This window comes from Marivibrio sp., from assembly GCF_040218065.1.
Classification (GTDB): Bacteria; Pseudomonadota; Alphaproteobacteria; order UBA8366; family Aestuariispiraceae; genus Marivibrio.
The window spans coordinates 1-26157 of the sequence record NZ_JAVJQE010000010.1; the positions used below are offsets into that span (position 1 = coordinate 1).

Annotated in this window: 28 protein-coding genes, 1 tRNA gene and 1 pseudogene; 23 read left to right on the forward strand and 7 right to left on the reverse strand. The window is 66.9% G+C overall.

All coding sequences use genetic code 11. From position 1 onward, the window contains the following. The first annotated feature begins 184 nt into the window (after window positions 1-184). A complete protein-coding gene (locus tag RIB45_RS10015) occupies window positions 185-505 on the forward strand; it encodes a GGDEF domain-containing protein (protein ID WP_350050128.1) in 321 nt (106 codons plus the stop codon). A gap of 390 nt (window positions 506-895) precedes the next feature. Here the strand turns inward: RIB45_RS10015 and RIB45_RS10020 are convergent, their stop codons facing one another. Further along, window positions 896-1069 (reverse strand): hypothetical protein, encoded by a 174-nt coding sequence (locus RIB45_RS10020; RefSeq protein ID WP_350050129.1) that lies wholly within the window; start codon window positions 1067-1069, stop codon window positions 896-898. 23 nt (window positions 1070-1092) lie between these two features. After that, window positions 1093-1446 carry a hypothetical protein gene (locus tag RIB45_RS10025; RefSeq protein ID WP_350050130.1) on the reverse strand — a complete coding sequence of 118 codons (354 nt, stop codon included), beginning with the start codon at window positions 1444-1446 and terminating at the stop codon, window positions 1093-1095. Between the two features lie 129 nt (window positions 1447-1575). Here RIB45_RS10025 and panB point away from each other — a divergent pair, with 129 nt between their 5' ends. The 8 genes from panB (at window position 1576) to RIB45_RS10065 (ending at window position 8686) form a co-directional block, all read left to right on the forward strand. Continuing rightward, complete coding sequence (panB, locus tag RIB45_RS10030) at window positions 1576-2448, forward strand: 3-methyl-2-oxobutanoate hydroxymethyltransferase (protein ID WP_350050131.1); 873 nt, start codon at window positions 1576-1578, stop codon at window positions 2446-2448. A gap of 47 nt (window positions 2449-2495) precedes the next feature. Continuing rightward, window positions 2496-3185 carry a GntR family transcriptional regulator gene (locus RIB45_RS10035; protein ID WP_350050132.1) on the forward strand — a complete coding sequence of 230 codons (690 nt, stop codon included), beginning with the start codon at window positions 2496-2498 and terminating at the stop codon, window positions 3183-3185. A gap of 239 nt (window positions 3186-3424) precedes the next feature. Beyond that, window positions 3425-3724 (forward strand): DUF6166 domain-containing protein, encoded by a 300-nt coding sequence (locus RIB45_RS10040; RefSeq protein WP_350050133.1) that lies wholly within the window; start codon window positions 3425-3427, stop codon window positions 3722-3724. 55 nt (window positions 3725-3779) lie between these two features. Continuing rightward, window positions 3780-4844, forward strand: a complete 1065-nt coding sequence (gene dctP / locus RIB45_RS10045) for a TRAP transporter substrate-binding protein DctP (RefSeq protein WP_350050134.1) — start codon at window positions 3780-3782, stop codon at window positions 4842-4844. A 144-nt stretch (window positions 4845-4988) separates the two neighbouring features. Next, window positions 4989-5513: a TRAP transporter small permease subunit gene (locus RIB45_RS10050; RefSeq protein ID WP_350050135.1), complete on the forward strand. Its 525-nt coding sequence runs from the start codon at window positions 4989-4991 to the stop codon at window positions 5511-5513. A 4-nt stretch (window positions 5514-5517) separates the two neighbouring features. Continuing rightward, on the forward strand, window positions 5518-6855 hold the full coding sequence (locus RIB45_RS10055; RefSeq protein WP_350050136.1) for a TRAP transporter large permease: 1338 nt from the start codon (window positions 5518-5520) through the stop codon (window positions 6853-6855). Between the two features lie 25 nt (window positions 6856-6880). Further along, the gene (locus tag RIB45_RS10060; RefSeq protein WP_350050137.1) at window positions 6881-7777 is read left to right on the forward strand and encodes a phytanoyl-CoA dioxygenase family protein; all 897 of its coding nucleotides are present in this window, start codon (window positions 6881-6883) and stop codon (window positions 7775-7777) included. A gap of 102 nt (window positions 7778-7879) precedes the next feature. Continuing rightward, complete coding sequence (locus RIB45_RS10065) at window positions 7880-8686, forward strand: sterol desaturase family protein (RefSeq protein ID WP_350050138.1); 807 nt, start codon at window positions 7880-7882, stop codon at window positions 8684-8686. Between the two features lie 72 nt (window positions 8687-8758). Here RIB45_RS10065 and RIB45_RS10070 read toward each other — a convergent pair. Beyond that, window positions 8759-9928 (reverse strand): annotated as a pseudogene (locus RIB45_RS10070) (IS3 family transposase). Window positions 9929-10088: 160 nt separating this feature from the next. Further along, window positions 10089-10178: transfer RNA gene (locus RIB45_RS10075), tRNA-Ser, on the reverse strand. Between the two features lie 377 nt (window positions 10179-10555). Between RIB45_RS10075 and rplU the strand changes: the two genes are divergently transcribed. The 6 genes from rplU to RIB45_RS10105 all read left to right on the forward strand — a co-directional run bounded on the left by rplU (window position 10556) and on the right by RIB45_RS10105 (window position 15805). After that, window positions 10556-11077: a 50S ribosomal protein L21 gene (gene rplU, locus RIB45_RS18120; RefSeq protein WP_502882568.1), complete on the forward strand. Its 522-nt coding sequence runs from the start codon at window positions 10556-10558 to the stop codon at window positions 11075-11077. 12 nt (window positions 11078-11089) lie between these two features. Then, on the forward strand, window positions 11090-11359 hold the full coding sequence (gene rpmA, locus RIB45_RS10085) for a 50S ribosomal protein L27 (RefSeq protein WP_350050139.1): 270 nt from the start codon (window positions 11090-11092) through the stop codon (window positions 11357-11359). Between the two features lie 126 nt (window positions 11360-11485). Continuing rightward, window positions 11486-12592 carry a GTPase ObgE gene (gene obgE / locus RIB45_RS10090; RefSeq protein ID WP_350050140.1) on the forward strand — a complete coding sequence of 369 codons (1107 nt, stop codon included), beginning with the start codon at window positions 11486-11488 and terminating at the stop codon, window positions 12590-12592. Window positions 12593-12610: 18 nt separating this feature from the next. Next, window positions 12611-13822, forward strand: coding sequence for a glutamate 5-kinase (proB, locus tag RIB45_RS10095; protein ID WP_350050141.1), 1212 nt, complete (start codon window positions 12611-12613; stop codon window positions 13820-13822). Between the two features lie 49 nt (window positions 13823-13871). Next, entirely contained in the window at window positions 13872-15158 is a 1287-nt protein-coding gene (locus RIB45_RS10100) for a glutamate-5-semialdehyde dehydrogenase (RefSeq protein WP_350050397.1), read from the forward strand. Window positions 15159-15172: 14 nt separating this feature from the next. Further along, window positions 15173-15805, forward strand: a complete 633-nt coding sequence (locus RIB45_RS10105) for a nicotinate-nucleotide adenylyltransferase (RefSeq protein ID WP_350050142.1) — start codon at window positions 15173-15175, stop codon at window positions 15803-15805. Window positions 15806-15918: 113 nt separating this feature from the next. Here RIB45_RS10105 and RIB45_RS10110 read toward each other — a convergent pair whose 3' ends face one another. Next, a complete protein-coding gene (locus RIB45_RS10110) occupies window positions 15919-16083 on the reverse strand; it encodes a hypothetical protein (protein ID WP_350050403.1) in 165 nt (54 codons plus the stop codon). On the opposite strand from RIB45_RS10110, the gene rsfS reads away from it, so the two are divergent. The 3 genes from rsfS (at window position 16048) to RIB45_RS10125 (ending at window position 17550) form a co-directional block, all read left to right on the forward strand. After that, complete coding sequence (gene rsfS / locus RIB45_RS10115) at window positions 16048-16353, forward strand: ribosome silencing factor (RefSeq protein WP_350050398.1); 306 nt, start codon at window positions 16048-16050, stop codon at window positions 16351-16353. The genes RIB45_RS10110 and rsfS overlap by 36 nt on opposite strands. A gap of 162 nt (window positions 16354-16515) precedes the next feature. Then, a complete protein-coding gene (gene rlmH, locus RIB45_RS10120) occupies window positions 16516-16977 on the forward strand; it encodes a 23S rRNA (pseudouridine(1915)-N(3))-methyltransferase RlmH (protein ID WP_350050143.1) in 462 nt (153 codons plus the stop codon). Window positions 16978-17259: 282 nt separating this feature from the next. Continuing rightward, window positions 17260-17550 carry a GIY-YIG nuclease family protein gene (locus tag RIB45_RS10125; protein WP_350050144.1) on the forward strand — a complete coding sequence of 97 codons (291 nt, stop codon included), beginning with the start codon at window positions 17260-17262 and terminating at the stop codon, window positions 17548-17550. 62 nt (window positions 17551-17612) lie between these two features. Here RIB45_RS10125 and RIB45_RS10130 read toward each other — a convergent pair whose 3' ends face one another. After that, window positions 17613-18671 carry a proline racemase family protein gene (locus RIB45_RS10130; RefSeq protein ID WP_350050145.1) on the reverse strand — a complete coding sequence of 353 codons (1059 nt, stop codon included), beginning with the start codon at window positions 18669-18671 and terminating at the stop codon, window positions 17613-17615. Continuing rightward, window positions 18664-19845 (reverse strand): alcohol dehydrogenase catalytic domain-containing protein, encoded by a 1182-nt coding sequence (locus RIB45_RS10135; protein WP_350050146.1) that lies wholly within the window; start codon window positions 19843-19845, stop codon window positions 18664-18666. Before RIB45_RS10135 ends, RIB45_RS10130 begins: the two co-directional genes overlap by 8 nt. Window positions 19846-19991: 146 nt before the next feature. On the opposite strand from RIB45_RS10135, the gene RIB45_RS10140 reads away from it, so the two are divergent. From RIB45_RS10140 to ribB, 5 genes are all read left to right on the forward strand, one after another. After that, the gene (locus tag RIB45_RS10140; protein WP_350050147.1) at window positions 19992-21899 is read left to right on the forward strand and encodes a cation:proton antiporter; all 1908 of its coding nucleotides are present in this window, start codon (window positions 19992-19994) and stop codon (window positions 21897-21899) included. Window positions 21900-21916: 17 nt separating this feature from the next. Next, window positions 21917-22609, forward strand: coding sequence for a ribonuclease HII (gene rnhB, locus RIB45_RS10145; RefSeq protein WP_350050148.1), 693 nt, complete (start codon window positions 21917-21919; stop codon window positions 22607-22609). Between the two features lie 82 nt (window positions 22610-22691). Next, a complete protein-coding gene (locus tag RIB45_RS10150; RefSeq protein ID WP_350050149.1) occupies window positions 22692-23777 on the forward strand; it encodes a site-specific DNA-methyltransferase in 1086 nt (361 codons plus the stop codon). Window positions 23778-24039: 262 nt separating this feature from the next. After that, window positions 24040-24912, forward strand: coding sequence for a DMT family transporter (locus RIB45_RS10155; RefSeq protein ID WP_350050150.1), 873 nt, complete (start codon window positions 24040-24042; stop codon window positions 24910-24912). 98 nt (window positions 24913-25010) lie between these two features. Beyond that, window positions 25011-26135: a 3,4-dihydroxy-2-butanone-4-phosphate synthase gene (ribB, locus tag RIB45_RS10160; RefSeq protein ID WP_350050151.1), complete on the forward strand. Its 1125-nt coding sequence runs from the start codon at window positions 25011-25013 to the stop codon at window positions 26133-26135. Window positions 26136-26157 lie beyond the last annotated feature (22 nt).

The window sequence follows — 26157 nt, forward strand, 5'->3', positions numbered from 1 at the left end:
TCCATGACCAAGGTCCTCGAGGCGGCGGAAGAGGCCGGCCTCGTCGGCGACCGCATCACCCAGCGCGTCGGCGCCCTCACCCCGCGCGCAGAGCAGCTGCGCGGCGAGATCGACGACTTCCTGAAGGCGGGGTGAGGCGGGTCGTCCGCGCGCAGAGGCTGCGCGCGGACGGCGGCCGGATGGATTGGAGGCCGCGGGTGATCGCGTCGTTCTCTCGGTGCTGCGCGCGCACGACCTCTTCGCCCGTTGGGGCGGAGAGGCGTTCGTCGCGCTGCTGCCGCAGACCGACGGGTCCGGCGCGCTCGCCGGCGCCGAGCGCATCCGGCGCAAGATCGAGGCGAGCGCCGTCGCCGGCCCGGACGGCGCGCAGATCCCGGTGACCGTCAGCGTCGGCGCGAGCGTGCGGATCGGCCGCGAGGAGACGCTCTCGGACATGCTGCGCCGCGCCGACGCGGCGCTCTATCAGGCGAAGGCCGACGGCGGAAACCGATCGCGCGCCGGCTGATCCCGACGCCCCGCCCGGCGCCTGCGGCGCGATCCGGACTCGAGGCCTAGGCGCGGGGGACGTCGAGGCCGGCCGTGCGCGAAACCATCGACGCGCGCAGCCGGCATAGGCCGGACGGCGTCTAATCAGCGCAAATCCTCGGGAAACAACAACCGGCAAATGGCGGAGAGGGTGGGATGCCCCGCGCTCCAACCAACTGATTTAGATAGATTTTATACCGATCCTTAACGTTTCGCGCAAGGTTTTAGGCGCCGCTTTGTTCGGGCGCTCCAACGTCATCGGGTTTCGCTTCGGTGGCTTTGGCTTCACACGTCCGAATCTCGACGAGTAGCGGTCGATGAATGGTCCACGCGCCTACTTCGCATGCTGACCCGAAGCGGACGAGCCGCCTCATTTCTGCTTGCGGGTCTCTGGGAAGAGCCAGATCGCGAAGACCATGAAGACGCCGAGGCCGGCGATAACCCAGGGCGTATCGGTGAAACCGGCCGATTGCTGGAGACGGAATGCGCCTGCGGCCACCGCAAGCACGATGACGGAGAGGATGAGCTTGTATTTCGTAGGCATGGCTTTGTTCTCCTGTACGTCATTTACACCAAACCGCCGACCACCAGAACGCAGGCTGCGCAGGACAGCGTGATGGCCGCAGCGCGGCGGCCGGCCCCCGTCGACAGCGCCGCCATCACCCGGTCATGGATCGGCGGGGCGATTAGAAGTCCAAGGCCCGCCGCGATCAGCAAGGGCGCCCAGGGCCCTTGTGCGATCAGGACCGCCAAGGCGACCAGCAGAGCCGTCGCCGCCGCCCCATGGACGAGCGCGCCCCAAAGGCCCCCGGCCCGGGTGGCGCCGAATGCGACGCCCCCAAACGACGCGCTGAACCCGCCGATGGCGGCCGCGATCAGATCGAACGGCGACGCGGCGCCGAGAATGGCGATGTCTTCCATAACCGCAGCGATCGTCCTCTCGCTTGACAGCGCTGTGACCGACGATAAACATTCCAATGATATATTACACTGGAAGCGAGCCGGCGCAACCGTCGGCGCGGCCGCCATCAACGGGGGAAGGACAGACGCATGGCTGAAATCGGCGAGCGGAAGAAGCGAACCATCACGGAAATCCGGGACTCGAAGACCTCGGGCGAGAAAATGGTCTATACGTCGGTCCCCGATTACACCTCGGCGCGTTGGGCCGAGATGGCCGGCGTCGACGTCTGCGTCGTCGGCGATTCGCTCGCCATGGTCGCGCACGGCCATCCCAGCACCATCCCGGCGACCATGGAGATGATGGTGATGCACGCGCTGGCCGTGCGGCGCGGCGCGCCGAACACCTTCACCCTCGGCTGCATGCCCTATCAAAGCTACAACTCGGTCGATCGCGCGCTCGTCAACGCCACGCGCTTCATGCAGGAGGCCGGCTGCGACGCCGTCAAACCGCAGGGCGGCAAGAGCCAGGCCCACATTCTCCGGGCCCTGGTCGACGCCGGCATTCCCACCGCCTCGCACATCGGCTTGACGCCGCACACCATCGCCATGTTTGGCGGCTTCAAGATTCAGGGACGCACCGCAGAGGCGGCTATGAAGATCTTGGAGGACGCGTTGGCGATCGAGGATGCGGGTTGTTTCATGCTGGAGTTCGAAGCGGTTCCTGCGGCCATCGCCGAGGTGATCTCCAAGCAGCTTGAGATCCCGACCATCGGGATCGGCGCCGGGGCCGGCACGGACGGGCAGATTCTGCTCTCCTACGACCTGCTGGGCGTCTTCACCGACTTCAAACCGAAATTCACCAAGCGATACGCCAACCTGACCGAGGTCGCGGTCAAGGGACTGTCCGAATATGTGCGCGAAGTGAAGGAAGGCCAGTTCCCCGACGAGGACCACAGCTATGCGGTCAATGAGGCGGAGCTGGAAAAGTTTCAGGGGCTGGTCGAGCGGCGCAAGCAGTTGTAGGTAAGAGTACACTACCTGCACGCAGATCTGCGACCGGAAGAGCGCCCATGACGACCGCGAGCATCCTCGACGAACTTGAACCCGCCCAGGATGCGAAGACCAGTCTGACGCAGAAGGCGTATCGGCGCATCGAGGAAATGATCGTCACCCTTCAGCTGAAGCCGGGTGAGGTGCTCTCAGAAGCCGCGTTGGCCGAACAGCTGGGGATCGGCCGAACGCCTATCCGCGAAGCGCTTCAGGCGCTGGGGCGCGAAGGGCTCGTGGTGATCCTGCCACGCCGCGGCATTCTGGTGAGCGAGCTGGACGTCCAGCGGCAGTTGAAGCTGCTGGAGGTTCGCCGCGAGTTGGAGCGTTTGATGGCGCGCAAGGCCGCGCGGCGCGCCCGCCCCGACGAGAAATCGGCCTTCATCGAGATCGCGGAGGGCATGCGCGCCGCGGCCAAGAGCGCCGACGAGCTGGCCTTCATGCGCTATGACCGCCATCTCAATCTGCTGCTCTGTAGGGCCGCGCGGAACGAGTTTCTAGAGAACGCGATGGCGCTGACCCACGGCCTGTCGCGCCGCTTCTGGTTCCAGCACCACAAAGAAGTCGGCGACCTGCCGCTGTGCGCGACCCTGCACGCCGGTCTCGCGGAGGCGGTCGGCCGGGGCGTCGAGGCGAAGGCCGCCGACGCCAGCGACCGGCTCCTCGACTACGTCGAGAGCTTCACCCGCAAGACCCTCGACACGCTCGGCTGAGCCGCCGGCGCCGTCGCCCGCGCCGCCGGTCAATCGCGCGTCTTCCTCTTTCCAGCAAAACTCCTATGCCGCGTCCGGTCTTCGATCGCGCTTGCGCATGGAATCTGTTCCGCATACAGTAAATATATCAGTCATACATAAAAAAAGTATGACGCGGCCCGCATGACGCATCGGCCGCATGGCTGACAGGCACGCGTCCGCAAGAGGCGCTGTCTCGAACAGGGGGGAGTGACGGTCCGATGAAGACCTATCGTGGCGATCGCACGCTGGACGGCGTCCAGGTCACCGTTGACGGCGTCGAGTTGGACCCGCGCTTCGATCTGAAAACCCTGTCCGACATGGGCTTCGAGTGGAGCTATGAAGGCGACGCGCCGGCGCAGTTGGCGCTCGCCCTGCTCGCGGACCATCTCGGCGACGATCAGGCGGCCTTGGCGCAGACCGATGCGTTCATGCGCCACGTCGTCGCCAACTTCAATAACGAGTGGGAAATGACCAGCGAGGACGTCGATGTCGCCCTCGCCAACATTGCGCGTCTATGACGCGGACTCGCGTCGGACGCCCCGCCGAACGATCAAAAGAATAGGGAGAAACGCGATGAACATGGTGAAGAAGTTGACAGGTGTCGGCGGCGCGCTGGCGCTCGCTCTATCGCTGGGCGCCGGCTCGGCGGCCGCGCAGGAGCATTCCTTCAAGATGGCGACAGGCTGGGGCGGCGGTCCGCTGATGGAGATCGGCGCCCAGGCCTTCGCCGACAAGGTCGCGGAGATGTCTGACGGCCGCATCGAGATCGAAGTCTTCCCCGGCGGCACGCTGGGCCCGGCGCTGAAGGTCTCCGAGACCGTCCAGCAGGGCGTCGCTGACATGGGGCACACCTGGATCGGCTATGACTGGGGCGTCGATACGACGGCGGTTCTGTTCGGCGGCTTTGCGGGCAGCTTCGACAGCGAACGCATGCTGCACTGGCTCTACCGCGCCGGCGGCGCCGAGATGCAGGCCGAATGGCGGGACGAGACGTTCAACCTGGTCTCCATGCCGCTGTTTATCCGCACTTCCGAGGTCTTCCTGCATTCGCGCAAGCCGGTGAAGTCGCTTGAGGATCTGCAGGGGCTGAAGCTGCGCACGGCGGGCGCCTGGCTGCAGATCTCCGAAGGCATGGGGGCCGCGCCGGTTACGATGCCCGGCGGCGACGTCTATCCCGCCCTCGAACGCGGCACGATCGATGCGACGGAGTGGGGCACGCTTTGGGAGAACGTGTCCCCCGGCTTCCATCGGGTCACCAAGTACGTGATCATCCCGGGCGTTCACCAGCCGACGGCCCCTTTCGAATTGGTGATCAACAAGGACGCCTGGGGCGAACTCTCCGAGGCTGATCAGAAGCTGATCCGCGATGCGGCCTTCCTGACGACGATGAATTCCTGGCTGACGATCGGGCAGGAGGACGCCAAGGCGCTCGAATTCTTCCGCGCCCAGGGCAACGAGATCATCGAGCTCGATCCCGAGGTCCAGTACGCCGCGCGTGAAGCCGGCATGGCCTGGGCCGAAGAGCAGGCGGCCGCCAACGAGTGGTTCTCGAAGGTGCTCGTCAGCCAGCAGGAGTTCGACAATCTCTGGGCGGACGCCGGCCGCTACCGCAATGTGAAGGTGCGCGGTCGGGAGTAAGGTCTTCGATCCGGGCGGCGGGGGCTCCGAGCTCCGCCGCCCGGATTTTCTGCATGCGACGGATTGGGGCGGCCTGCGGCCGCCGGTTGCGTATCGCCTCGCCGTCCTCTTCCCCCGCCATCTCAGCAGCCGAGGCGCCGGACCATGAAGGCGATCGTCACGACCATTGAGCGGATTACCGAGAGCGTCGGCTTCCTGACGGCGCTCGTCATCATCCCGCTGGTCCTTGCGACCTGCTATGAAGTCTTCTCACGCTATCTCTTCAACGCGCCGACGACTTGGGCGTTCGAGCTCGGCTACATTCTGACTGGGACGCATTTCCTGCTGGGCGGCGCCATCACGCTGCTGCGCGGCTCCCACATCCGGATCGACCTGCTCTACGCCAATTTCAGCCCGCGGACGAAGGCGGCCGTCGACATGACGCTGTACCTCTTCCTGCTGCTGCCGTTCCTCGTGATGCTGTGCGACTCCCTGGGCGATTACGCCCTGCGCTCCTTCGAGACGGGCGAGCGAACCGGGCAGTCGTCCTGGAACCCGCCGATCTGGCCGTTTCGCGCCGTCATAACCTTCGGGTTCGCGATGTTGGCCCTGCAGGTCACGGCCGAAATCCTGAAATGCGCCGCAATCCTTCGGGGGCGGCCGATCACCACCGACCGGGCGGAGGGCTGAAGCCGTGGAAGCGTTGTTGATGTTCCCGGCGCTGTTCGCGCTGATCTTCCTCGGCTACCCGGTCGCCTTTTCGTTGATGGGGGTCGCCTTTGTCTTCGGCCTGCTGACGTTCGGCGACGCCGCCTTCTTCCAGTTCACCCAGAAGATCGAGGATCTGGCGAGCAACTTCGTGCTGGCGGCCGTGCCGCTCTTCGTCTTCATGGGCTCGATGCTCGAGCGCTCCGGCATCGCCGAGCGGTTGTTTGAGGCGGTGCACCTGTGGACCAAGCGCCTTCCCGGCGGTCTGGCGATCGGCACCGTCATCATGTGCATCATCTTCGCGGCGTCGACCGGCGTGATCGGTGCGACGGAAACGGTGGTCGGCCTCCTCGCGATCCCCTCGATGATGCGGTACAACTATTCGAAGTCGCTCATCTCGGGGACGATTTGCGCCGGCGGGTCGCTCGGCACGATCATTCCGCCCTCCGTCGTCGTGGTCATTTTGGGGCCCGTCGCCGACGTGTCGATCGGCGACCTGATGGTCGGCATGATCTTCCCTGGCCTGATCCTGTCGGCCCTCTACATCGCCTACATTCTCGGCCTGTGCATCATCCGTCCCGAGAGCGCGCCGCGGATCACGGACGATGCGGACGACCCGCCCTTCGCGGCCAAGATCGCGATCACCGTTAAGGCGTTGGTCCCGCCGCTGTTGATGATCTTCGCCGTGCTCGGCTCGATCATGATGGGCTGGGCCGCCCCGACGGAGGCCGCGGCGCTCGGCGCGCTCGGCGCTTTCATCCTGACGGTCGCCTATGGTCGTTTCTCGCTGAAAACCTTCTGGGAGGCGATCGTCAAGACGCTGCTGATCACCTCGATGATCATGATGATCCTGCTCGGCGGCAATCTCTTCACCGGCGTCTTCGCAGGCGCAGGCGGCATGGGCGTGATGCGGGACCTCATCGGCGCGGTCGATCTCGGGCCATGGGCGCTCCTCTTCCTGTTCCTCGCCCTGGTTTTCATCGCGGGCTTCTTCCTGGAGTGGATCTCGATCCTGCTGATCTTCGTGCCGCTCTTCATGCCCTTCATCAACGACGCCTGGGCGGCGACGGGCTACGGCGCCTATTTCGATCCGGTCTGGTTCTGCATGCTGCTGCTGATCATGATCCAATCCAGCTATCTCACGCCGCCGATGGCGCCGGCGATCTTCTATCTGCGCGGCATCGCGCCGAAGGAGATCACGCTGAAGCACATGTACCGCGGCGTCGTGCCGTTCCTGGTCATTCAGGTGATCGCTTTGGGCGTCGTCATGGCGTTCCCGGAAACGGCGCTGTGGCTGCCCGACCAACTGCTTGGGTTCAACTGACGGGGCATCGAAAGGAGAGTTGGCCATGACGCCGGAAGAGATCCTGTCCACACCCGCGAGGATTCTGTCCCAGGCCGAGCGCGAGGCCTATTTCGACAAAGGCTATCTGCTGGTCGAGCGCGCGGTCGAACAGGAATGGCTGGAGGCCTTGCGCCGCTCGGTGGACGCCCTGGTGGAGCGCAGCCGTTCGGTGACGCGCTCGGACTCGGTGTTTGATCTCGAGGCTGACCACAGCGCCGATACGCCGCGGCTGCGCCGCGTCTCGAGCCCGTGCGACGAAGATCCGGCCTTCTGGCAATTCCTCATCCGCTCGCGCGTCGGCGAGATCCTGCAGGACGTGCTGGGACCCGACGTCAAGTTCTACCAGTCGAAGCTCAACTTCAAATGGGCGCATGGCGGGGCGGAGGTTAAGTGGCATCAGGACGCGCCCTTCTTCCCTCACACCAATGATGCGGTGCTCACCTGCGGGCTCTATCTGCACGACTGCGATCTGGATCAGGGGCCGCTCGCCGTGATTCCCGGCAGTCACAAGGGGCCCGTCTTCAGCCATTACCGCGAGGACGGAAGCTGGAGCGGCGACATCCAGCCAACCGATCTACCGCAGGTCCACGCCGGGGCGGCCGAGTATCTGCACGGGCCCGCCGGGTCGATCACGCTGCACAATTATCGCGCGGTTCACGGCTCGAAGCCGAACAACTCGCCGCGCGGTCGGCCGCTGCTGCTCAATGTGGTCTCGGCGGCGGACGCCATGCCCTTCACCTTCAATCCGCTGCGCTCGCAATACGCCCAGCAGATTATCCGCGGTCGACCGGCCAGAGAGGCCCATCTGCTGGGCGGTCGACGCGAGCTGCCGCCGGATTGGAGCGGCGGCTACACTTCGATCTTCGCCACGCAGCAGAGCGATAAACCCGCAGCCGAGTAGGGTGAACGGCAGTGGTCGGCTTGCATCACGCTTGATCTATCTGTAATATATCAGATGGGGCGGCCGAATTCAGGGCCGCCATCTGTTGGAAGGAGCGTTTCGATGGAGCTTCAGACGAGCCCGATGACCGACCGCCAGCGCGGCTTCCGGGAGGAATACCGCCGCCGCATCGCGGGCTGGTACAATGGGTGGCTGCACGTCGCCGTGATCTACACGATCGGCGCCGCCGCCTTTTATATCTATGTGGCGAACATCTCGAACGTGATGTGGTGGGAGTGGATCACTATCCCGGTCGTCTTCCTGATCTGCAACATCTTCGAGTGGTTTCTGCACCGCCACGTCATGCACCGCCCGCTGAAGTTCCCGGGCATGCGCGCGATCTATAGCCGGCACACGCTGACGCATCACCAGTTCTTTACGGACTCCGAGATGCGCTTCGCCGGCGAGAAGGATTGGCGCGTCACCTTCTTCCCGCCCTACGCGCTGGTCGTCTTCATCCTGATGTCCATTCCGGGCGCAGTCGTCGTCGGATGGCTGATCTCGCCGAACGTCGGCTGGCTGCTGATGTGCACGACGACGGGCATGTACCTGATCTACGAGTTCATGCACTTCTGCTGTCATGTGGAGGAGAACTGGTTCGTGCGCAATACGCCCTTTGTGAACACCATCCGGCGCCATCACACGGCCCATCACGATCAGTCGATCATGATGGAGCGCAACATGAACCTGACCTTTCCGATCGCCGATTGGTTGTTTGGGACGTCAGATCTCGATCGCGGGCTGCTGGGGCACATCTTCAACGGCTACAGCACGAAGTATGTCCGGACCGACATGCGGAAGACTTCCCGAACCCCTCGCGCCGAGCAGACTCCGTCCTCTTCGCCCGGCGCCGCTGCACCGGCGCACTGACACACCTTGCATATGTTCCCGACGCCCTAGGCGCGCGCCTGACCGGCCCCACTGAGTGGTCCGCTTTGATTGTTAGTGCATTGTCGCCTCCTGCGCCACGGCCGTCCGGAGGTGGAGCGAAGCGGAGCCGGAGGGCGGCCATGGCGCGGGCGCGGCCTCCGGCGCCGGAGGGCGATAGCCAAGAGCGCTGTGCCGCCTGGTCGTGTTGTAGTGCCGTCGCCAGGCTTCAATCAGGATCCTCGCTTCCTTGAGACTGTAGAATATCTCCCCGTTCAGCAACTCGTCGCGCAGCGATCCGTTGAAGGACTCGCAGTAGCCGTTCTCCCAGGGTGATCCCGGCGTGATGTAGAGCGTCCGGCCGCCGACCGACGCCAGCCAGCTCTGCACAGCCTTCGCGATGAACTCAGGGCCGTTGTCTGATCGGATATGCGCGGGCGGTCCTCAAGTGATGAACAGGCCGGCGAGCGCGGTCAGCACATCCTCGCTCTTCAACCGCCTCGCCGTCGGCAAGGCCAGGCACTCCCGGCTCGCCTCGTCCAGGATCGACAGGATCCGGAACTTCCGCCCGTCATGCGTTCTCCCTTCGACGAAGTCGTAGGACCAGACGTGCCCTGGATACTCGGGACGAAGCCGGATGCAGGAGCCGTCATTCAGCCAGAGCCTGGAGCGCTTCGGCTGCTTCTGCGGAACCTTCAATCCCTCGCGACGCCAGATCCGCTCGACCCGCTTCCGGTTCACACGCCATCCAGCCTCCCGCAGCAACGCCGTCACGCGGCGATAGCCTTAGCGACCGTACCGTCGCGCCAGAGCGATGACGTCTTCCGTGAGCGCGGCCTCGTCGCCGGCCCCGCACGGCGTCTTGCGCTGCGTCGAGCGATGCTGTCCGAGCACACGGCAGACCCGCCGCTCGGAGACAGTTATCACCGCTTTGATATGCTCGATGCAGCGCCTGCGCTTGGGCGGGGCTCAGAAGTTTCCCCGGGCGGCCTCCTGAAGGATCAGCTTGTCGAGCGTCAGATCCGAGACCGCTCGCCGTAGCCGGGCGTTCTCCTTCTCCAGATCCTTCATCCGGCGCGCCTGGTCCATCTTCAGGCCGCCATACTCTTTGCGCCACCGATAATAAGTTTGCTGCGTGACGCCGATCCGCCGACAGGCGTCGGCGACCGCCCCGCCCTGCGCCAGGACGATCTCCGCCTCGCGCAGCTTCCCAATGATCTCTTCAGGCTTGTGACCCCGCGCCATTCCAATCCTCCTGCATGGTCCGAATTATCATAATCCATGAACCACTCAGAAGGGGGCAGCTCAATTTGAGCGACTTCGTACCACCTCTTTGCACCAACAGCAATTCCGGTAGGTGGCTGACTATCAACACTTTTTTGGTTTCAATAGCTTGAAGGATGTATGGCGGAGAGGGTGGGATTCGAACCCACGGTACGCTTGCGCGCACAACGGTTTTCGAGACCGCCCCGTTCGACCGCTCCGGCACCTCTCCGCAGAAGTCCGACATCTTGGAGGAGGGGGTTTCACCCTCGTCGAACGGCCGGCGGGTAGGCCCGCCGGATCGGCGCGGAACCTAATCATGGGGCGGGCGCGTGGCAAGCCCCTAAAAAACCGCTCGCGCGGCCGGCGCGGCGAGCGCGGATCGGGCGTTGACTTGGGGGCGCCGATCCCTATAGTGCCGCCGGTTCGCGCCGGGGAGACTTGGGCGCGATCTGTGACTGGTGCGCAGTCCGAGGCCTGAGTACCGATGCGATCCGCGATCCTGAAGGATGCGGCGATCGCCGGGAAAGTCCGCTTCCCCCGGAAAACCGCCGGGGGCCTTGCAAAGCGGCGCCGCAGGGCGCGTGGAGAATGATGGGAAGGCAGCCCATGTTCGCTGTAGTGAAGACTGGCGGCAAGCAGTACCGCGTCGCCAAGGATGATGTGATCAAGGTCGAGAAGCTCGACGCCGACGAAGGCGAGATCGTGGCCCTCGACGAGGTTCTGATGGTCGGCGGCGAGGGGGAGCCCAAGGTCGGCTCGCCCACCATCGCCGGCGCGGTGGTCGAAGCGGAGGTCGTGCGCGCGGAGCGCACTCGGAAGATCATCGTCTTCAAGAAGAAGCGCCGTCAGAACTACCGTCGCAAGAAGGGTCACCGCCAGCATCAGACGGTGCTGAAGATCGTCGAGATCTCGCTGGACGGCCCGAAGCAGTCGGGCAAGACGGCCAAGAAGGCTGACGCCAAGGTCGAGGCCCCGAAGAAGGCCGAAGCCAAGAAGGCCGAAGCGAAGAAGGCGGAGACCAAGAAGGCGGAGGCCAAGAAGGCCGAGGCCAAGAAGACGTCGAAGAAGGCCGCGCCGAAGAAGGCGGCGGCCAAGAAAGCGGCGGCGAAAAAAGCCGGCGACGAGTAAGGAGACAAGGTCATGGCGCATAAAAAAGCAGGCGGCAGCTCCCGCAACGGGCGCGACTCAGAGGGTCGGCGTCTCGGCGTGAAGAAGTTTGGCGGCGAGCATGTGCTGGCCGGCAACATCCTGGTTCGTCAGCGCGGCACCAAGTTCCACCGCGGTGAGAATGTCGGCATCGGCAAGGACCACACCCTCTTCGCGCTGGTCGAAGGCCGCGTGACCTTCAAGAAGACGCGCGAGCGGACCTTTGTCTCGGTCGCGCCGCTCGAGGCCGCCGCCGCGGAGTAAGGCCGGCCCCGAGACGACCAAGTTATGGGGAGAGGGGAGCGGTCCGGCCGTTCCCCTTTTTCCGTTTGAGGCCCCGACGCCCCCGAGGCGCCCGGCGCCGGGACGAGCAGTGAAGGCGCAACTCCCATGAAGTTTCTCGACGAAGCCAAGGTGTTCGTAAAAAGCGGCGACGGCGGCGCGGGCTGCGTCTCCTTCAGACGGGAGAAATACGTCGAATTCGGCGGCCCCGACGGGGGCGACGGCGGGCGCGGCGGCGACGTGGTCGTCGAGGCCGTCGGCGGTCTGAACACGCTCATCGACTACCGCTATCAACAGCATTTCAAGGCTAAGCGCGGCCAGCACGGCATGGGCGGCAACCGCACCGGCGCCTCGTCCGATCCCGTCGTCCTGAAGCTGCCGGTCGGCACGCAGATCCTCGACGAGGACAAGGAGACCGTGCTGGTCGATTTGACCGAGCTCGGCCAACGCGTCGTGCTGGCGCGCGGCGGCGACGGCGGCCGCGGCAATTCGGCCTTCAAGACCTCCACCAACCAGGCGCCGCGCCGATCGGACCCCGGTTGGCCGGGCGAGGAGATGTGGATCTGGCTGCGCCTGAAACTGATCGCCGACGCGGGCCTGGTCGGGCTTCCCAATGCGGGCAAGTCGACCTTCCTCGCCGCCGCCAGCCGGGCCAAGCCGAAGATCGCGGATTATCCCTTTACGACGCTGCATCCCCAGTTGGGCGTCGTCGGCGTCGACGGGCGGGAGTTCGTGCTGGCCGACATTCCCGGCCTGATCGAAGGCGCGCATGAAGGCCACGGGCTGGGCGACCGGTTCCTCGGCCATGTCGAGCGCTGTCGCGTGCTGCTGCATCTGATCGACGGGACCGACGAGAAGGTGGCGGAGTCGTACCGCACCATTCGGCGCGAACTCGAGGCCTACGGCTGCGGCTTGGCCGAGAAGCCGGAAATAGTTGGCCTCAACAAGACCGACGCCTCGATTCCCGAACTGGTCGACGAGCAGATCGCCGAACTCCGCGCCGTGACCGACGCGCCGATTTTCGCCCTGTCCGGCGCGACCGGCCAGGGCGTGAAGCCGGTGCTGCACGCGCTTGCCGACGCGGTCCGCGCGGCCAAGGCGGCCGACCCGGCCGACGAAAGCGAGGCGACGCTCGCGACCGAGGACGAGATCGAGGCGGAAGCCGAGGCCGCGCGCGCGGAGGGCGGGGCGCCCGCCTGGACGCCTCTCGACTGACCGGCGGAAGGATCCGTGATGGGCGCAGTTGAAACCGGGGCGGGCGCGGCGAAACGGATCGTCGTCAAGATCGGCTCCGCCTTGCTTGTCGACGATGCGACCGGCGCGATTCGCCAGGATTGGCTGGATGCGTTGGCCGACGACGTGGCCGCGCTGAAGGCGCAAGACCGGGAGGTGCTGATCGTCTCCTCCGGCTCGATCGCCGCGGGACGGCGGCTTTTGGGCCTGTCGCGCGGCGCCTTGAAGCTGGAGGAGAAACAGGCGGCCGCCGCCACCGGCCAGATCCGCCTCGCCCACGCCTATCAGACGGCGCTCGCCCGGCGCGGGGTCACGGTGGCGCAAATCCTGGTGAGCCCGGCGGATACGGAAGAGCGTCGGCGTCATCTGAACGCCCGCAACACGATTTTGCAGCTCTGCCGGTTGGGCGCCGTCCCGGTCATCAACGAGAACGACACGGTCGCGACCGCCGAAATCCGCTACGGCGACAACGACCGGTTGGCCGCGCGGGTCGCGACGATGGTGAGCGCCGATCTGCTGGTGCTGCTTTCCGACATAGACGGGCTTTACAGCGCCGATCCCCGCCGGGATCCGACCGCCCGCCATATTCCGGAGGTGCCGGCGATCACGCCTGAGATTCTCGCGATGGCGGGCGACGTCGCGCTGTCCAGCGAACAGGGCGGGCTGTCCACCGGCGGCATGAAGACGAAGCTGGACGCCGCGCGCATCGCCGTCGCCGGCGGCTGCGCCATGGCGATCGCCAAGGGCTGGGACGCGCATGCGCTGAGCGCCTTCGCCGCCGGCGGGGCGCGCGCGACCTGGTTCCGCCCCCAGACTGAGCCGCTGACGGCGCGCAAGCGCTGGATCGCCGGCGCGCTGAAGCCGATCGGCGCGATTACCGTCGACGCCGGCGCGGCTGCGGCGCTCGCGCGGGGCAAGAGCCTGCTGCCCGCCGGCGCGCTCGGCCTCGAGGGCGCCTTCGAGCGCGGCGATCCCGTCCGCATTCTAGGCCCGGACGGCGCGCCGCTGGCCAAGGGCCTCGCCGCCTATTCGGCCGAGGACGCGGCGCGCATCCTCGGCCGGAAGACGACGGAGATCGGCGAGATCCTCGGCTATGTCGGGCGGGCGGAGCTGGTGCACGCCGACGATCTGGTGCTCGACGGCGCCCCCGGGCGCGGCGCGCGTGCAGGACGCGCCGCCGTTGCCCCCGACGGCGCCGAGAGCCTAGAGTGACCGCCGGTTGGAAGGAGAAAGAGCGATGAGCGACGCCGCCCTGGCCCCGATGGAGGATGCGACGCCCGACGCCGCCGCCGCGGCGATCGAGACGGAGGTGCGCGCCATCGGCCGCCGCGCGAAGGCGGCGGCGCACGCCTTAAGCCTCGCCGATCCGGCTGCGAAGACGCAGGCGCTGCACCGCGCCGCCGCCTTGGTGCGCGAGCGGTCGGCCGACATTCGCGCCGCGAACGAGAGGGATATGGAGTTCGCCCGGGCCAAGGGCTTGAGCGAGGCGATGCTGGATCGCCTGCTGCTGACGGCGGAGCGAATCGAAAGCGTCGCCGCCGCGGTGGAGGCGACGGCCGATCTGCCCGACCCGGTCGGCGTCGTGACCGACGCCTGGGACCGCCCCAACGGGTTGAAGATCGAGCGCGTGCGCACGCCGCTCGGCGTCGTCGGCGTGATCTATGAGAGCCGGCCGAACGTGACCGCGGACGCAGGCGCGCTGTGCCTCAAGGCCGGCAACGCGGCGATCCTGCGCGGCGGTTCGGAGAGCCTCAACAGCTCGGCCGCGCTGGTCGCCTGTTTGTCCGACGCGCTGCAGGAGGCGGGCCTGCCGGCCGACGCCGTGCAGATGATCCCCACCCGCGACCGGGCTGCGGTCGGCGCCCTTCTCAGGATGAGCGATTGGGTCGACGTCATCGTGCCCCGCGGCGGCAAGTCGCTGATCGAACGGGTGCAGCGGGAGGCGCGCATGCCCGTCTTCGCGCATCTGGAGGGGCTGTGCCACGTCTATCTGCATGAGGGCGCCGATCCGAGGAAGGCGCGGGAGATCGCGCTCAACGCCAAGATGCGGCGCACCGGCGTGTGCGGCGCGGCCGAGACGCTGCTGGTCGACCGCGCGATCGCCGGCGATCTGCTGCCCGCGGTCGCCGCCGACTTGATCGCGGCGGGCTGCGAATTGCGCGGCGATGCGGCCGCCCGCGCGCTCGTTCCCGACATGCAGGCGGCGAGCGAGCAGGATTGGTTCACCGAATATCTGGCGCCCATCCTGTCGGTGCGCGTCGTCGACGGGCTGAGCCAGGCGATCGAGCACGTCAATCACTACGGATCCCACCACACCGATTCCATCGTGACGGAGGACGCGACCGCGGCGGAGGCCTTCCTGAAGCAGGTCGACAGCGCGATCGTGATCCACAACGCCTCCACCCAGTTCGCCGACGGCGGCGAGTTCGGCATGGGCGCGGAGATCGGCATCTCCACGGGCCGGATGCACGCCCGCGGACCGGTGGGGGCGGAGCAGCTCTGCAGCTTCAAATACCGCGTCCGCGGCGCCGGTCAGACGCGACCCTGAGGGCCGATTCCGCCTTGTTCGACCCCTCCGACGATTGGTTCCGGGCAACCGCCGGCCCCACGGGCGGGCGCTTGAAGATCGGCCTGTTGGGCGGGTCGTTCAATCCGGCCCATGACGGCCATCGCTACATCTCCGAACAGGCGCTGAAGCGCCTGCGGCTCGATCAGGTCTGGTGGCTGGTCTCGCCGCAGAATCCCTTGAAGGCGCGCGAGGGCATGGCGAGCCATGCGGAGCGCATGGCCTCCGCCCGCGCGGTCGCGCGCCATCCGCGCATCCGGGTGAGCGACATCGAAAGCCGGCTGGGGGTCGCGCACACGGCCGAGGTGCTGGCGCGCCTGCAACAGCGCCATCCGCGCTGCCGTTTCGTCTGGTTGATGGGCGCTGACAATCTGGCGACCATCCACCGCTGGCGGAACTGGCGCCAAATCTTCATGCGCGTCCCCATTGCCGTTTTCGCGCGTCCGTCCTATGATTCGAGGGCGTTGGCCGGGTTGGCGGCCACGCGGTTCCAGGCGGCGCGTCTGCCGGAGCGCAAGGCGTCGTCGCTGGCGAACCGTGTGCCGCCGGCCTGGGTGTTCTTGGCGATCCGCCGACACCCGGCCTCGGCGACGGCGATCAGGGCGCGCCGGGATGATCCCGCATCATGAACCCCTGTCCGCCGATCCGCCGTCGTTCGCGGAGGTCGTCGGACGATCTTGAGGAGACACGGGTCATAGCTACCAAGCCTGCCCCAAAGAAGTCCGCCGCGTATGACGCCCCCCTAGAGACCGCCGCCGATGCGGGCGCGGGCCTCGCCGCAGAGCCGGTTCATGATCGGATCGACCCAGCGGCGCTTAAGGCCCTGGTCGAGAAAAGTCTCGACGACGACAAAGCCCAAGCGGTCACGGTCATCGATCTCGACGGTAAATCCAGCATCGCCGATCACATGGTCATCGCCTCCGGCACGTCGCGCCGACAGGTTTCCGCCATGGCCGACCATTTGATGGAGCGAATCAAGGCGACCGGGTCCGTCTCCCCCGTGATCGACGGGGAGGAGCAGGGCGACTGGGTCCTGATCGACGCCGGCGACGTCATCGTCCACCTGTTCAGGCCCGAGGTTCGCGAGTTCTACAATCTGGAGAAGATGTGGGGCGCGGACATGCCGGAGCTGTCGCCGGGCCGAGCGGTCGGCGTCGAGGAGCCGCTGACCGTCTGAGAGCCTGCCGGGCGCCCCAGGCGGGCGTCCGGCGGACTTGAGGGCGAGCGCATGGACGGTGTATAGCCCCTCGCGGGGTCCCACCCATTTCCTGGGGCCGGCGGGGCGCGCGACCCGGTGCGCGCGGCGCCGGCCGCCCGGCGACAGATTTGAGGCCGTCCCATGCGAATCACCATCGCCGCCGTCGGACGCGGGCGCAGCGGGCCCGAACAGCAGCTCTACGACGAGTATGTGAAGCGTCTTTCCTGGCCGCTCTTCCTCAAGGAGGTCGAGGCCAAGAAGAGCCTTGAGGGCGACGCGCTCAAGGCCGCCGAGGCGAAGCTGCTGCTGGAGGCGGCGCCGAAGGGGGCGCTTCTCGTCGCGCTCGACGAGCGCGGGCGCAACATCACCAGCATGAAGCTCGCGGAGTGGATCGAGGCCAAGCGCCTCGACGGCAAGAGCGACCTGTGCTTTCTGATCGGCGGGGCGGACGGGCTGGATCCAGCGATCCGCGCGCAGGCCGATCTGGTGTTGGCCTGCGGCTCGCTCACCTGGCCGCATTTGCTCGTACGCGCCATGCTGGCGGAGCAGATCTACCGCTGCCAACAGATCCTGGCCGGCCATCCCTATCATCGGGAGGGGTAGGGTCGAAGGCCGACGCGCCTAGAAATGTCATCCCGGGCGGCCGATAGACCGACCCGGGATCTCGCGATCGGCGCGCGAACGTCGAGATCCCGGCTCTCCGCTGCGCTCCGACCGGGATGACATTCTCTTATGAGACGGATAGCGCTGTCATCCCGGGCGGCCGCCAGGCCGGCCCGGGATCTCGCGACCGGCGCGCTGACTTCGAGATCCCGGCTCTGCGCTGCGCTCCGACCGGGATGACAGGTAGTAGGCGTGTTCAGAAACTTCGTGTAAAGAGGGTGGATGGCGTACGCCTACGTCTACATCCTCGCCTCGCGGCCCAATGGCGTCCTCTACGTCGGCGTCACCCATGATCTCGTGAAACGCGTCTGGGAGCACAAGGAAAAGGTCGTTGGCGGGTTCACGCAGCGCTACGGCGTCGACACATTGGTTTGGTTCGAGGCGCATGAAGAAATCGCCCTCGCCATCCGACGGGAAAAGTCGATCAAGCGTTGGCGGCGTTCGTGGAAGATCGCGATGATCGAGCGCGAGAACCCAGGGTGGCGCGATCTCTACGTCGACATCATACAATAGCTGTCATCCCGGGCGGCCGACAGGCCGACCCGGGATCTCGCTGAAGGCGCGCTCCGTCATCGCTACCCCGCCAACACGCTCCCCAGTCCATACAGCGCGCCGATCCGCGGATTGGCCGGGTCGAGATAGAGCGTCGTCGTCGCCAGCACGTAGGGTTTGGCCGCGATCTCGGCCCCGATCAGACGCAGGCCGTCGCGCGTCTCGTCCGTCACCGTGCGGCCGGTGAAGACGTGGCCGTGGGCGGAGGTGATGTCGTAGACCGCGTCCGAGCCCATGCGCCCGCGGGTCGTCTCCAGCGCCATGCGTGCGGCCGTGCCCGTGCCGGTCGGGCAATAGAACAAGGTCGCCGGATGGCCGTAGGTCGCCCCGCGTGAGGCGAAGCGCCCGTCGGCCCCCTGCGACAGCGGCCCCATGAAATGCACGAAGCCGATGGATTCGATCGGCCCGATGGCGGCGTGCGTATGCTCGAAGGTGGGGCGCACCGCCTCGATCAGTTTGAGGCCGATCTCCTTCAGCCGGCCCGCCTCCGTCTCGTCGACGGTGACGCCGAGGCTGTCGGCGTCGACCATCACGAAGCCGGCGCCGCTCCACACCAGGGCGTAGTCGACGCGCCCGACGCCGGGCAGGTTTACCGTAAGCCCGTCTTCGATGACGTAGGCGTCGTCGGCGCGGATTACGATCTCCTCTATCCGGCCGGCCGCGCGGCGGACTCGGGTCTCGACCAAGCCGCTCGGCGCCTCGACCGTCACGGTCGTCCAGCCGTCCTCAGCCGGCGTCCGCCCGTACTCCACCAGCGCCGCCGCCGTCGCCATGGTGTTGGAGCCGGAGAAGTGCGGATAGCCCATGCACTCCATCACGATGTAGGCGGAGGCGGCCTCGGGCCGCATCGAGGGAAACAGCAGGTCGACGCACATGTCCTCATTGCCGTAGGGCGGCGTCAGCAGGAGACGGCGCAGCGCGTCGTACTCCTCCATGAACAGCTTGCGCGCGGCGTGCGCGCTCAATCCCTCGGGCACGGTCACGCCGTCCAGGATGATGCGGTGGACGTCGCCGCCGACCTCGATCTCCGCCAGCCGGAGCGCCGGGCCGGGCGGGCCGCTTTCCGCCCGCCGATCAGTCATGGCGGGGTGCGCCGATCTCGTCCCATTTGCGGTCCGGGACGACGACGAGATTGCCGATATGGGCCTTGGTCTTGAACGCCTCCTGCGCGGCGTGCAGCTGCGAGAGCCGCCAGACCCCGCCGAGCGCCGGCGTGATCGCCCCCTCCTCGATATAGCGGACGATGCGCGCGAAATCCTCCGGCTGGCCCTGGCTGGAGCCGTGGATGTTGAGGAAGGCCATATAGACCGTGTGCAGATTGATCCGCGGGGTGTAGCCGGCGATCGTCCCGGCGGTGATGTAGTGCCCGTCCGGCTTCAGGCTGCGCAGCAGCGGGTGGAACATCGCCCCGCCCACCTGGTCGATGACCGCGTCGATGCGGCAGCGCCCGCCGGCGGCCCTGGCGATCTCGGCGGTGAAACGCTCGCCGTCGAATCGGCCCGTCTCGTCGGTGAAATCCTCGCGCGCGATGCAGGCTTCGGCGCCGAACTCGATCAGGGTCGCTTCCTTTGACCGGCTGGTCACCGCGATCGGATGCGCGCCGCGGGCTCGGACCAGCTGCACCGCAGCCGAGCCGACGCCGCCGCCGGCGCCGGTCACCAGGACGCGCCGCCCGGCCTCGACGCGCACCCGCGCGATCATATGCTCGGCCGTCTGGGTTGAGCATCCGAAGGTGGCGAGGGCCGCATCCGGGATGTCGGTCTTGACCGCGTGGGCGTTCTCGGTCGGGACCGTCACATAGTCCGCATAGCCGCCGTCACGGCCGTGGCCGATATAGTCGACGTTCCACAGATCCATGCAGGGCCGGCCGTTCGCGTCGCGGCCGTGATAAAGGCTGAAATCGACCAGCACCCGCTCGCCCGCGCGGCTCTCCGGCACGCCCTCGCCGACGGCGACGATGCGCCCGACCGTGTCGGCGCCCTGGATGCGCGGGAAGGAGAGCGTCGTCTCGCCGTCGGCCGATGCGATGGAGGCGGCGGCGGTCGTCTCCTCCTCGCCGGAATTCGGATCGAAATCCACCGCATAGGCGGCTTCGCGCACCTTGATGTCGGTGTTGTTCATGCCGCAGGCGGAAACCTCGATCAGCACCTCGCCCGCCGCCGGTCGCGGAACCGGGACGTCGTCGCGATAGATCAGCTTTTCCGGCCCGCCATGCCCGGTCAGCAGCATGGCGCTCATCGTCGTAGGGATCGTCATGAGTGGGAGCGTCGCAGGTTCGGCGGGCGCGCTCAAGATCAGGGAGCGTCGAAAAGCTCCCTCTTCCATGAAAGGGCAAGGCTTGTTCGGACGCGACGGCGGCGGCGCGCCTAGCCGATCCGGTCGCATGTGTTAAGCTTTCCGACATGCACGGACCCGACCTCACCGGCATCGCCCTCATCGCCGTCGCCGCCACCTTGTGCGGCATGATGATGGTCCGCCTGAAACAGCCGCCGATCGTCGGCTACATTCTGGCGGGCGTCGTGCTGGGGCCGAGCGCGCTGGGTCTCGTCGAAAACCGCGAGACCATCAACCTTCTGGCCGAGCTCGGCATCATCATGCTGCTCTATTTCGTCGGCATGGAGCTCAGCCTGCGCGCCTTCCGCCATATCTGGAAGATCGCGCTGATCACCTCGATGGTGCAGATCCTGGCCAGCGTGGCCGCGGTTTACGGCGTGGGCGTGTGGCTGGGATGGCCGTTCGAATGGGCGCTTTTGTTCGGGTTCTGCCTCGCGCTCAGCTCTACCGCGGTCGCCATCAACGTGCTCGAGGATTCCGGCGACCTGCGCAACAATGTCGGCAAGGTCGCCGTCGGCGTGCTGATCGCGCAGGATCTGGCGGTCGCGCCGATGCTGGTGATCATCTCCAACCTGTCGGGCGAGGGGTTGATCAATCCGGTCGTGATTTTCGAGGTGGCGCTGTCGGTCGGCCTGCTGTTGCTGTTCATCCTGGTGCTGACGCGGCGCACCAAGGTCAATCTGCCGTTCCACCAACTGACCATGCAGAACCCGGCTCTGACGCCGCTGGTGGCGCTGACCTGGTGCTTCGCCTTCGCGACGCTCGCGGGCCTCATCGGGCTGTCGCCGGCCTTCGGCGCGTTCCTGGCCGGCCTTATCGTCGGCAACAGCGCGCAGCGCGCGGAGGTGCACGAAAACGCCGTGCCCGTTCAGGCCGTCCTGATGATGGTCTTCTTCCTGTCGGTCGGGCTCCTGATCGATCTGCCCTTCGTCTGGGCCAATTTGGGGCTATTGCTGGCCCTGTGGGCCGCGACCACGGTCTTCAAGACGGCGCTCAACACCGCGCTTCTGCGGGTCCAGGGGCAGAGCTGGCAGACGAGCTTCCAGGTCTCCCTCGTGATCGGTCAGTTGGGCGAGTTCTCCTTCCTGTTGGCCGCCGCAGGCTTGTCGGCCGCGGTGATCGATCAGGAGGTGCACCGGATGATCGTGGCGCTGACCGTGATCTCGCTGGTCATGAGCCCGATCTACACCGACCTCTCCCACCGCCTGCATCACCGGGCGGCGAAGAATATCGGCTCGCTTGGCGGGCTGCTCAAATTCGCCTATGTGCGCGAATGGCGGGTGACGAAACGGGCCTCGCGCGCCGCCGTTGCGCTCGCCTTCCGCTCCGCCGCCTCGATGCAGGACAAGGTGGAGGACGGGCGGGCCGAGCGCCGCGCCCGCCGGGCGGCGCGCGGCAGCCTCTCGCCCGAGACGGCCTCCGGCGGCAAGACGCCCTTCGACCTGGAGGCGGCGGCCCGGCGCATCGCGCCCGCCCCGCAGGCCGGACCCCGGCGCAAACAGGCCCGCGCGCGCGTCGCCGACGCCATTCGCGCCGCCGACGCCGCCGTCGCCGAGGGCGGACGGGACGCGCCGCGCGCGGCGGCCCCGAACACAGGGCCGTCGCAGGATGCGTCACCCCTGGAGACGCCGGGCGGAAAGGCGGCGCCCAAGAAGGCGGATCGCAAGAAAGCCGCCTCCAAGAAAGCGGCGGCGAAAAAGACGGCGGCCAAGCCCGCCGACTCGGCGCCGTCCGCAGACGCGTCGCCGATGAAAGCTCAATCCAAAAAGGCGGGGAAGACGTCTTCCGGGAAGGAGACGGCGCCAAAAAAGACGACCCCGAAGAAGGCGGTCGGGAAAAAGGCCGCCGGGAAAAAGGCCGCCGGGAAAACCGCCGCCGGAAAAAGCGCTCAAGCCCGAAAGGGCGCCGCGAAGGGCGAGCGCGATCCCTCGACGGCGGGGGCGGACGCGTCTAAACCAGGGGACCGAAAGCGTTAGGGAGGCGGCCTGTCGTCATGCCGGACCTGTCTGAAGAAGCGGCGCTGCGCGCGCGCTTCGCGCTCGCCGAGGACGCGCCGATCGTCGGTTTGGACGAGGCGGGGCGGGGTCCCTGCGCCGGACCGGTCGTGGCGGCCGCGGCTGTCCTGAGACCCGACGGGCTGGCTCCGGACCTCGCCGCGGCGGTCGACGACAGCAAGGCGCTCTCTGCGACGACGCGTGCGGATTTGTTCGCTGCGCTGACGGCGCCCGGTGCGCTCGCCGGCTTCGCCGTCGCGCAGGCCAGCGTCGAGGAGATCGACCGTCTGAACATCCTGCAGGCCTCCATGCTCGCCATGCGCCGGGCGCTAGAGGCGCTGGCCGAGCCGCCGTCGGCCGCGCTGGTCGACGGCAATGCGGACCCGCGGCTGGGCCTGCCGACGGCCTTGGTGGTGAAGGGCGACGGCCGGTCGCTCTCGATCGCCGCGGCCTCGATCCTGGCCAAGGTGGCGCGGGATCGGATCATGGGCGAGCTCGCGCGCGCCCATCCCGGGTACGGCTGGGAGACCAACCAGGGCTACGGCGCGAAGGCGCATCTGGAGGCGATCCGGACGCTGGGCGTCACCGTCCACCACCGCCGGTCCTTCGCGCCGGTGCGCGCGCGGCTGCAGATGGCGCTAGATATTGAGTCCCAATCGGCGGTCGAGACTCTACATATAGTAAAAAGCTAAGAGAATCCAGATAGTTATTGACCGGACTCGTCCGGAGACTCATGATTCGACACCGGCCCTGGCAAGTCGACATGAGAGCACCATGAAAAAAGTCCCTGAGAATCAAATAGTCTGTGCGGATTCCGTTGACTATATGCGTAGTCTTCCGAAAGAATCCGTTGATATGATCTTCGCGGATCCCCCCTATAATCTGCAGTTGGGGGGCGATCTTTATCGGCCGAACAACAGCCGCGTGGCGGCCGTCGACGATCATTGGGACAAGTTCGACGATTTCGACGCTTATGACCGATTGACGCGCGACTGGCTGGCGGCCGCGCGCCGGGTGTTGAAGCCGACGGGCACGCTCTGGGTGATCGGCAGCTATCACAACATCTTCCGGGTCGGCGCGGCGCTGCAAAATATCGGTTTTTGGGTGCTGAACGACGTGGTGTGGGTGAAGACCAATCCGATGCCCAACTTCAAGGGCCGGCGCTTCACCAATGCGCACGAGACGCTGGTCTGGTGCTCGAAAAGCCAGGACGCGCGATACACCTTCAATTACGAGGCCATGAAGGCGCTCAACGACGATCTGCAGATGCGCTCCGACTGGGTGCTGCCGATCTGCACGGGCGAGGAGCGGCTGAAAGGCCCCGACGGTAAGAAGGCCCACCCGACGCAAAAGCCGGAGGCGCTGCTGCATCGCGTGATCGTCGCCTCGACCGATCCGGGCGATCTGGTGCTGGACCCGTTTTCGGGGACGGGCACGACGGCCGCGGTCGCCAAGAAGCTGGGCCGCCGCTATCTGGGGATCGAGCGGGAGGAAGCCTACGTCGCCGTCTCCAAGAAGCGTCTCGCCGCGATCCCGGAGGCGAATGACGCGGAGGCCGTCGCCCACACGACGCCGAAGCGCAAGGAGCCCCGCATCCCCTTCGGCGCGCTGGTGGAAACCGGCATGCTCTCCCCGGGCGCCTTGCTGGTCAGCCCCTGTCGCCGGCACACGGCCAAGGTCCGCGCCGACGGCACCATCATCTCGGCCGACCACAAGGGATCGATCCATCAGGTCGGCGCCGCCGTCCAGGGGGCGCCCAGCTGCAACGGCTGGACCTACTGGCAGGTGAAGACCGACGCCGCCAAGGCGGTCCCGCTCGATATGCTGCGCCAGAAGTACCGGGCTGAGGCGGCGCTTTAAGGGGCGACGCCAGCCGCAAGCGGCGTCGTCAAGTCACGCCGCCATGCGGGAGTCCCCGCGAAGGCGGGGACCTCTCGCGCCCTGCATTGCTGCCGGAGCGACCTTCACTAGGCGCCCGCCTGCGCGGGGGCGCCCGTCGCCTGACAGGGAAAGGCCGCGCTGTGACGCGGTTCTTCTCCGTCGAACGACGCTTGTAAAATCCTCTTTATCCCCACGGTCCGGCCCCCTAGCGTAGCCCCCGGTCTGAGGGGAGCGCTCGATCATGCGGCTGAGCCCGCTCGATTTTTTTCTGGCCTTATCGGTGCCGGTCATCTGGGGGATGGGGTTCGTATTCGCCAAGGGGGCGATCGCGCATTTCCCGCCGATCCTGCTGATCGCGCTGCGCTTTACGGTCACTGCGCTGGTGCTGATCTGGTTCGTGAAGCCGCCCAAGGCGCTGTTCAAGCAGATCGCCCTGATCGCGCTGGTCTCGGCCACCATCCAATACTCCATGACCTTCACGGCGCTGCAGTATCTCGACGCGTCGACCGCCGGGATCGTGGTGCAGTTGGAGACCCCGCTTCTCGTCCTGATGGGCTGGGCGATCCTGGGGGACAAGCCGGGCCTGCGCAAACTGATGGGCATCGCCGTCAGCTTCGCCGGCGTCGTGCTTATGACCGGCGACCCCAAGCTGCAGGCGGAGTGGTTCTGGCTCGCCGTCTTCATCGCCGGACTGGTGGTCTGGTCGGCGGGGCAGATCATGGTGCGCCGACTGGGCGAGGTCGGCGGCTTCACCCTGGTCGCCTGGGTCGCGGCCTTCGCCGCCCCGCAGCTGTTCGCCGCCAGCTGGCTGTTTGAGGAAGATCATATCCGCCTGATCGCAGAGGCCGATTGGACGATCTGGGCGACGGTGCTCTATCTCGGCGTGGTGATGACGGCGCTCGGCTACGGGCTCTGGTATCACCTGCTCGGCCGCTATCCGGTCAGCCAGGTCGGCCCCTTCCTGCTGCTGATCCCGGTCGCCACGCTGATCGGCGGGATCGTGATCCTCGGCGAGGAGGCCTCGTTCGAGGTGCTGCTGGGCGGCGCGGTGGTCGTCGCCGGCGTCGCCTTCATCCTGATCGAACGCCGCCGACCCATCCCGCCGCCGCCGTGAGGGGCTGCGGCCTCTGTAGGGCCGGCGGGGCTGGTCAAACCGGGGTCGTCCCCGTATATCACCGCCCGCGGACGGTATGAGAAAACAAGGCGCAGTTCATGGCGAAGATGACCCTGGATCCGATCGAAAAGGCGGTGGCGGAGATCGCGGCCGGCCGGCCGGTCGTGGTGGTGGACGACGAGGATCGCGAGAACGAGGGCGATCTGATCATGGCGGCCGAAAAGGCGACGCCCGAATCCGTCGCTTTCATCGTTCGCCACACCAGCGGCATCCTGTGCACGCCGATCGAGGGCCGTCAGGCCAAGGCCCTCAACCTGCAGCCGATGGTGGCCGAGAACGACGCGCCGCTGTCGACCGCCTTCACCGTGTCGATCGACTATCGCCACGGGCTCACCACCGGCATTTCGGCCGAGGAGCGCTGCAACACCGTGCGCGCGCTCGCCAACCCGAATGTCGGCGCGGCCGATTTCGTGCGCCCCGGCCACATCTTTCCGCTGGTCGCCAAGGACGGCGGCGTTCTGATCCGCACCGGCCATACGGAGGCCGCGGTCGATCTGGCGAAGCTCGCCGGCTGCGCCCCCGCCGGGCTGATCTGCGAATTGGTGAATGACGACGGTTCGGTGAAGAAAGGCGCGGATCTTGAGAGCTTCGCGCGCGAGCACGATCTCGCGCTGGTCTCGATCGACGACCTGATCGCCTATCGCCAGAAACGCGAGAAGCTGGTGGAGCGTCTCGACGAGCGCATGACGGACACCGCGATCGGCCCGATGCGCGCCATCACCTATTCGACGCAGTACGATCAGGCCGAGCATGTGGCGCTCGTCTATGGCGACATCGAGGGGCGCGAGGACGTGCTGGTCCGCCTGCATGTCGAAAACGTGCTGCAGGACGCCTTCGGCGGCGCCGACCGGCCGGTGATGGCGGCCCTGGATCGGATCCGCGAGGACGGCGCCGGCGTGCTCGTCTATCTGCGCCACGGCGCGGCCGGCGTCAGCGAAAGCCGCCGCGTCCAGGCGCTTGAGGCGGCGGCCGACGGCGAGGGCGCGGAAAGCGACGCCGCGCGCCGCGAACACTGGCGAGACGTCGGGCTCGGCGCGCAGATCCTTCGCGACTTGGGCCTTCGGAAAATCCGTGTGCTGGCCAGCCGCGAACGGCAATATGTCGGCCTCAGCGGCTTCGACATCGAAATCACGGAGACCGCGATCTATCCGGGCGACGCCTGAGTGCGACGCGCGATCGCAGGGG

Bases quoted from the DNA above. Each gene is read 5' to 3' on its own strand.
- rplU (WP_502882568.1), top strand. From the start codon at position 10,556: ATGTTCGCTGTAGTGAAGACTGGCGGCAAGCAGTACCGCGTCGCCAAG.
- RIB45_RS10130 (WP_350050145.1), bottom strand. From the start codon at position 18,671: ATGACTGATCGGCGGGCGGAAAGCGGCCCGCCCGGCCCGGCGCTCCGG.
- ribB (WP_350050151.1), top strand. From the start codon at position 25,011: ATGGCGAAGATGACCCTGGATCCGATCGAAAAGGCGGTGGCGGAGATC.
- obgE (WP_350050140.1), top strand. From the start codon at position 11,486: ATGAAGTTTCTCGACGAAGCCAAGGTGTTCGTAAAAAGCGGCGACGGC.
- RIB45_RS10025 (WP_350050130.1), bottom strand. From the start codon at position 1,446: ATGGAAGACATCGCCATTCTCGGCGCCGCGTCGCCGTTCGATCTGATC.
- RIB45_RS10035 (WP_350050132.1), top strand. From the start codon at position 2,496: ATGACGACCGCGAGCATCCTCGACGAACTTGAACCCGCCCAGGATGCG.
- RIB45_RS10135 (WP_350050146.1), bottom strand. From the start codon at position 19,845: ATGACGATCCCTACGACGATGAGCGCCATGCTGCTGACCGGGCATGGC.
- rpmA (WP_350050139.1), top strand. From the start codon at position 11,090: ATGGCGCATAAAAAAGCAGGCGGCAGCTCCCGCAACGGGCGCGACTCA.
- RIB45_RS10040 (WP_350050133.1), top strand. From the start codon at position 3,425: ATGAAGACCTATCGTGGCGATCGCACGCTGGACGGCGTCCAGGTCACC.
- RIB45_RS10140 (WP_350050147.1), top strand. From the start codon at position 19,992: ATGCACGGACCCGACCTCACCGGCATCGCCCTCATCGCCGTCGCCGCC.
- RIB45_RS10100 (WP_350050397.1), top strand. From the start codon at position 13,872: ATGGAGGATGCGACGCCCGACGCCGCCGCCGCGGCGATCGAGACGGAG.
- panB (WP_350050131.1), top strand. From the start codon at position 1,576: ATGGCTGAAATCGGCGAGCGGAAGAAGCGAACCATCACGGAAATCCGG.
- RIB45_RS10065 (WP_350050138.1), top strand. From the start codon at position 7,880: ATGGAGCTTCAGACGAGCCCGATGACCGACCGCCAGCGCGGCTTCCGG.
- RIB45_RS10150 (WP_350050149.1), top strand. From the start codon at position 22,692: ATGAAAAAAGTCCCTGAGAATCAAATAGTCTGTGCGGATTCCGTTGAC.
- RIB45_RS10020 (WP_350050129.1), bottom strand. From the start codon at position 1,069: ATGCCTACGAAATACAAGCTCATCCTCTCCGTCATCGTGCTTGCGGTG.
- proB (WP_350050141.1), top strand. From the start codon at position 12,611: ATGGGCGCAGTTGAAACCGGGGCGGGCGCGGCGAAACGGATCGTCGTC.
- rlmH (WP_350050143.1), top strand. From the start codon at position 16,516: ATGCGAATCACCATCGCCGCCGTCGGACGCGGGCGCAGCGGGCCCGAA.
- rnhB (WP_350050148.1), top strand. From the start codon at position 21,917: ATGCCGGACCTGTCTGAAGAAGCGGCGCTGCGCGCGCGCTTCGCGCTC.
- RIB45_RS10050 (WP_350050135.1), top strand. From the start codon at position 4,989: ATGAAGGCGATCGTCACGACCATTGAGCGGATTACCGAGAGCGTCGGC.
- RIB45_RS10060 (WP_350050137.1), top strand. From the start codon at position 6,881: ATGACGCCGGAAGAGATCCTGTCCACACCCGCGAGGATTCTGTCCCAG.
- RIB45_RS10125 (WP_350050144.1), top strand. From the start codon at position 17,260: ATGGCGTACGCCTACGTCTACATCCTCGCCTCGCGGCCCAATGGCGTC.
- dctP (WP_350050134.1), top strand. From the start codon at position 3,780: ATGAACATGGTGAAGAAGTTGACAGGTGTCGGCGGCGCGCTGGCGCTC.
- RIB45_RS10155 (WP_350050150.1), top strand. From the start codon at position 24,040: ATGCGGCTGAGCCCGCTCGATTTTTTTCTGGCCTTATCGGTGCCGGTC.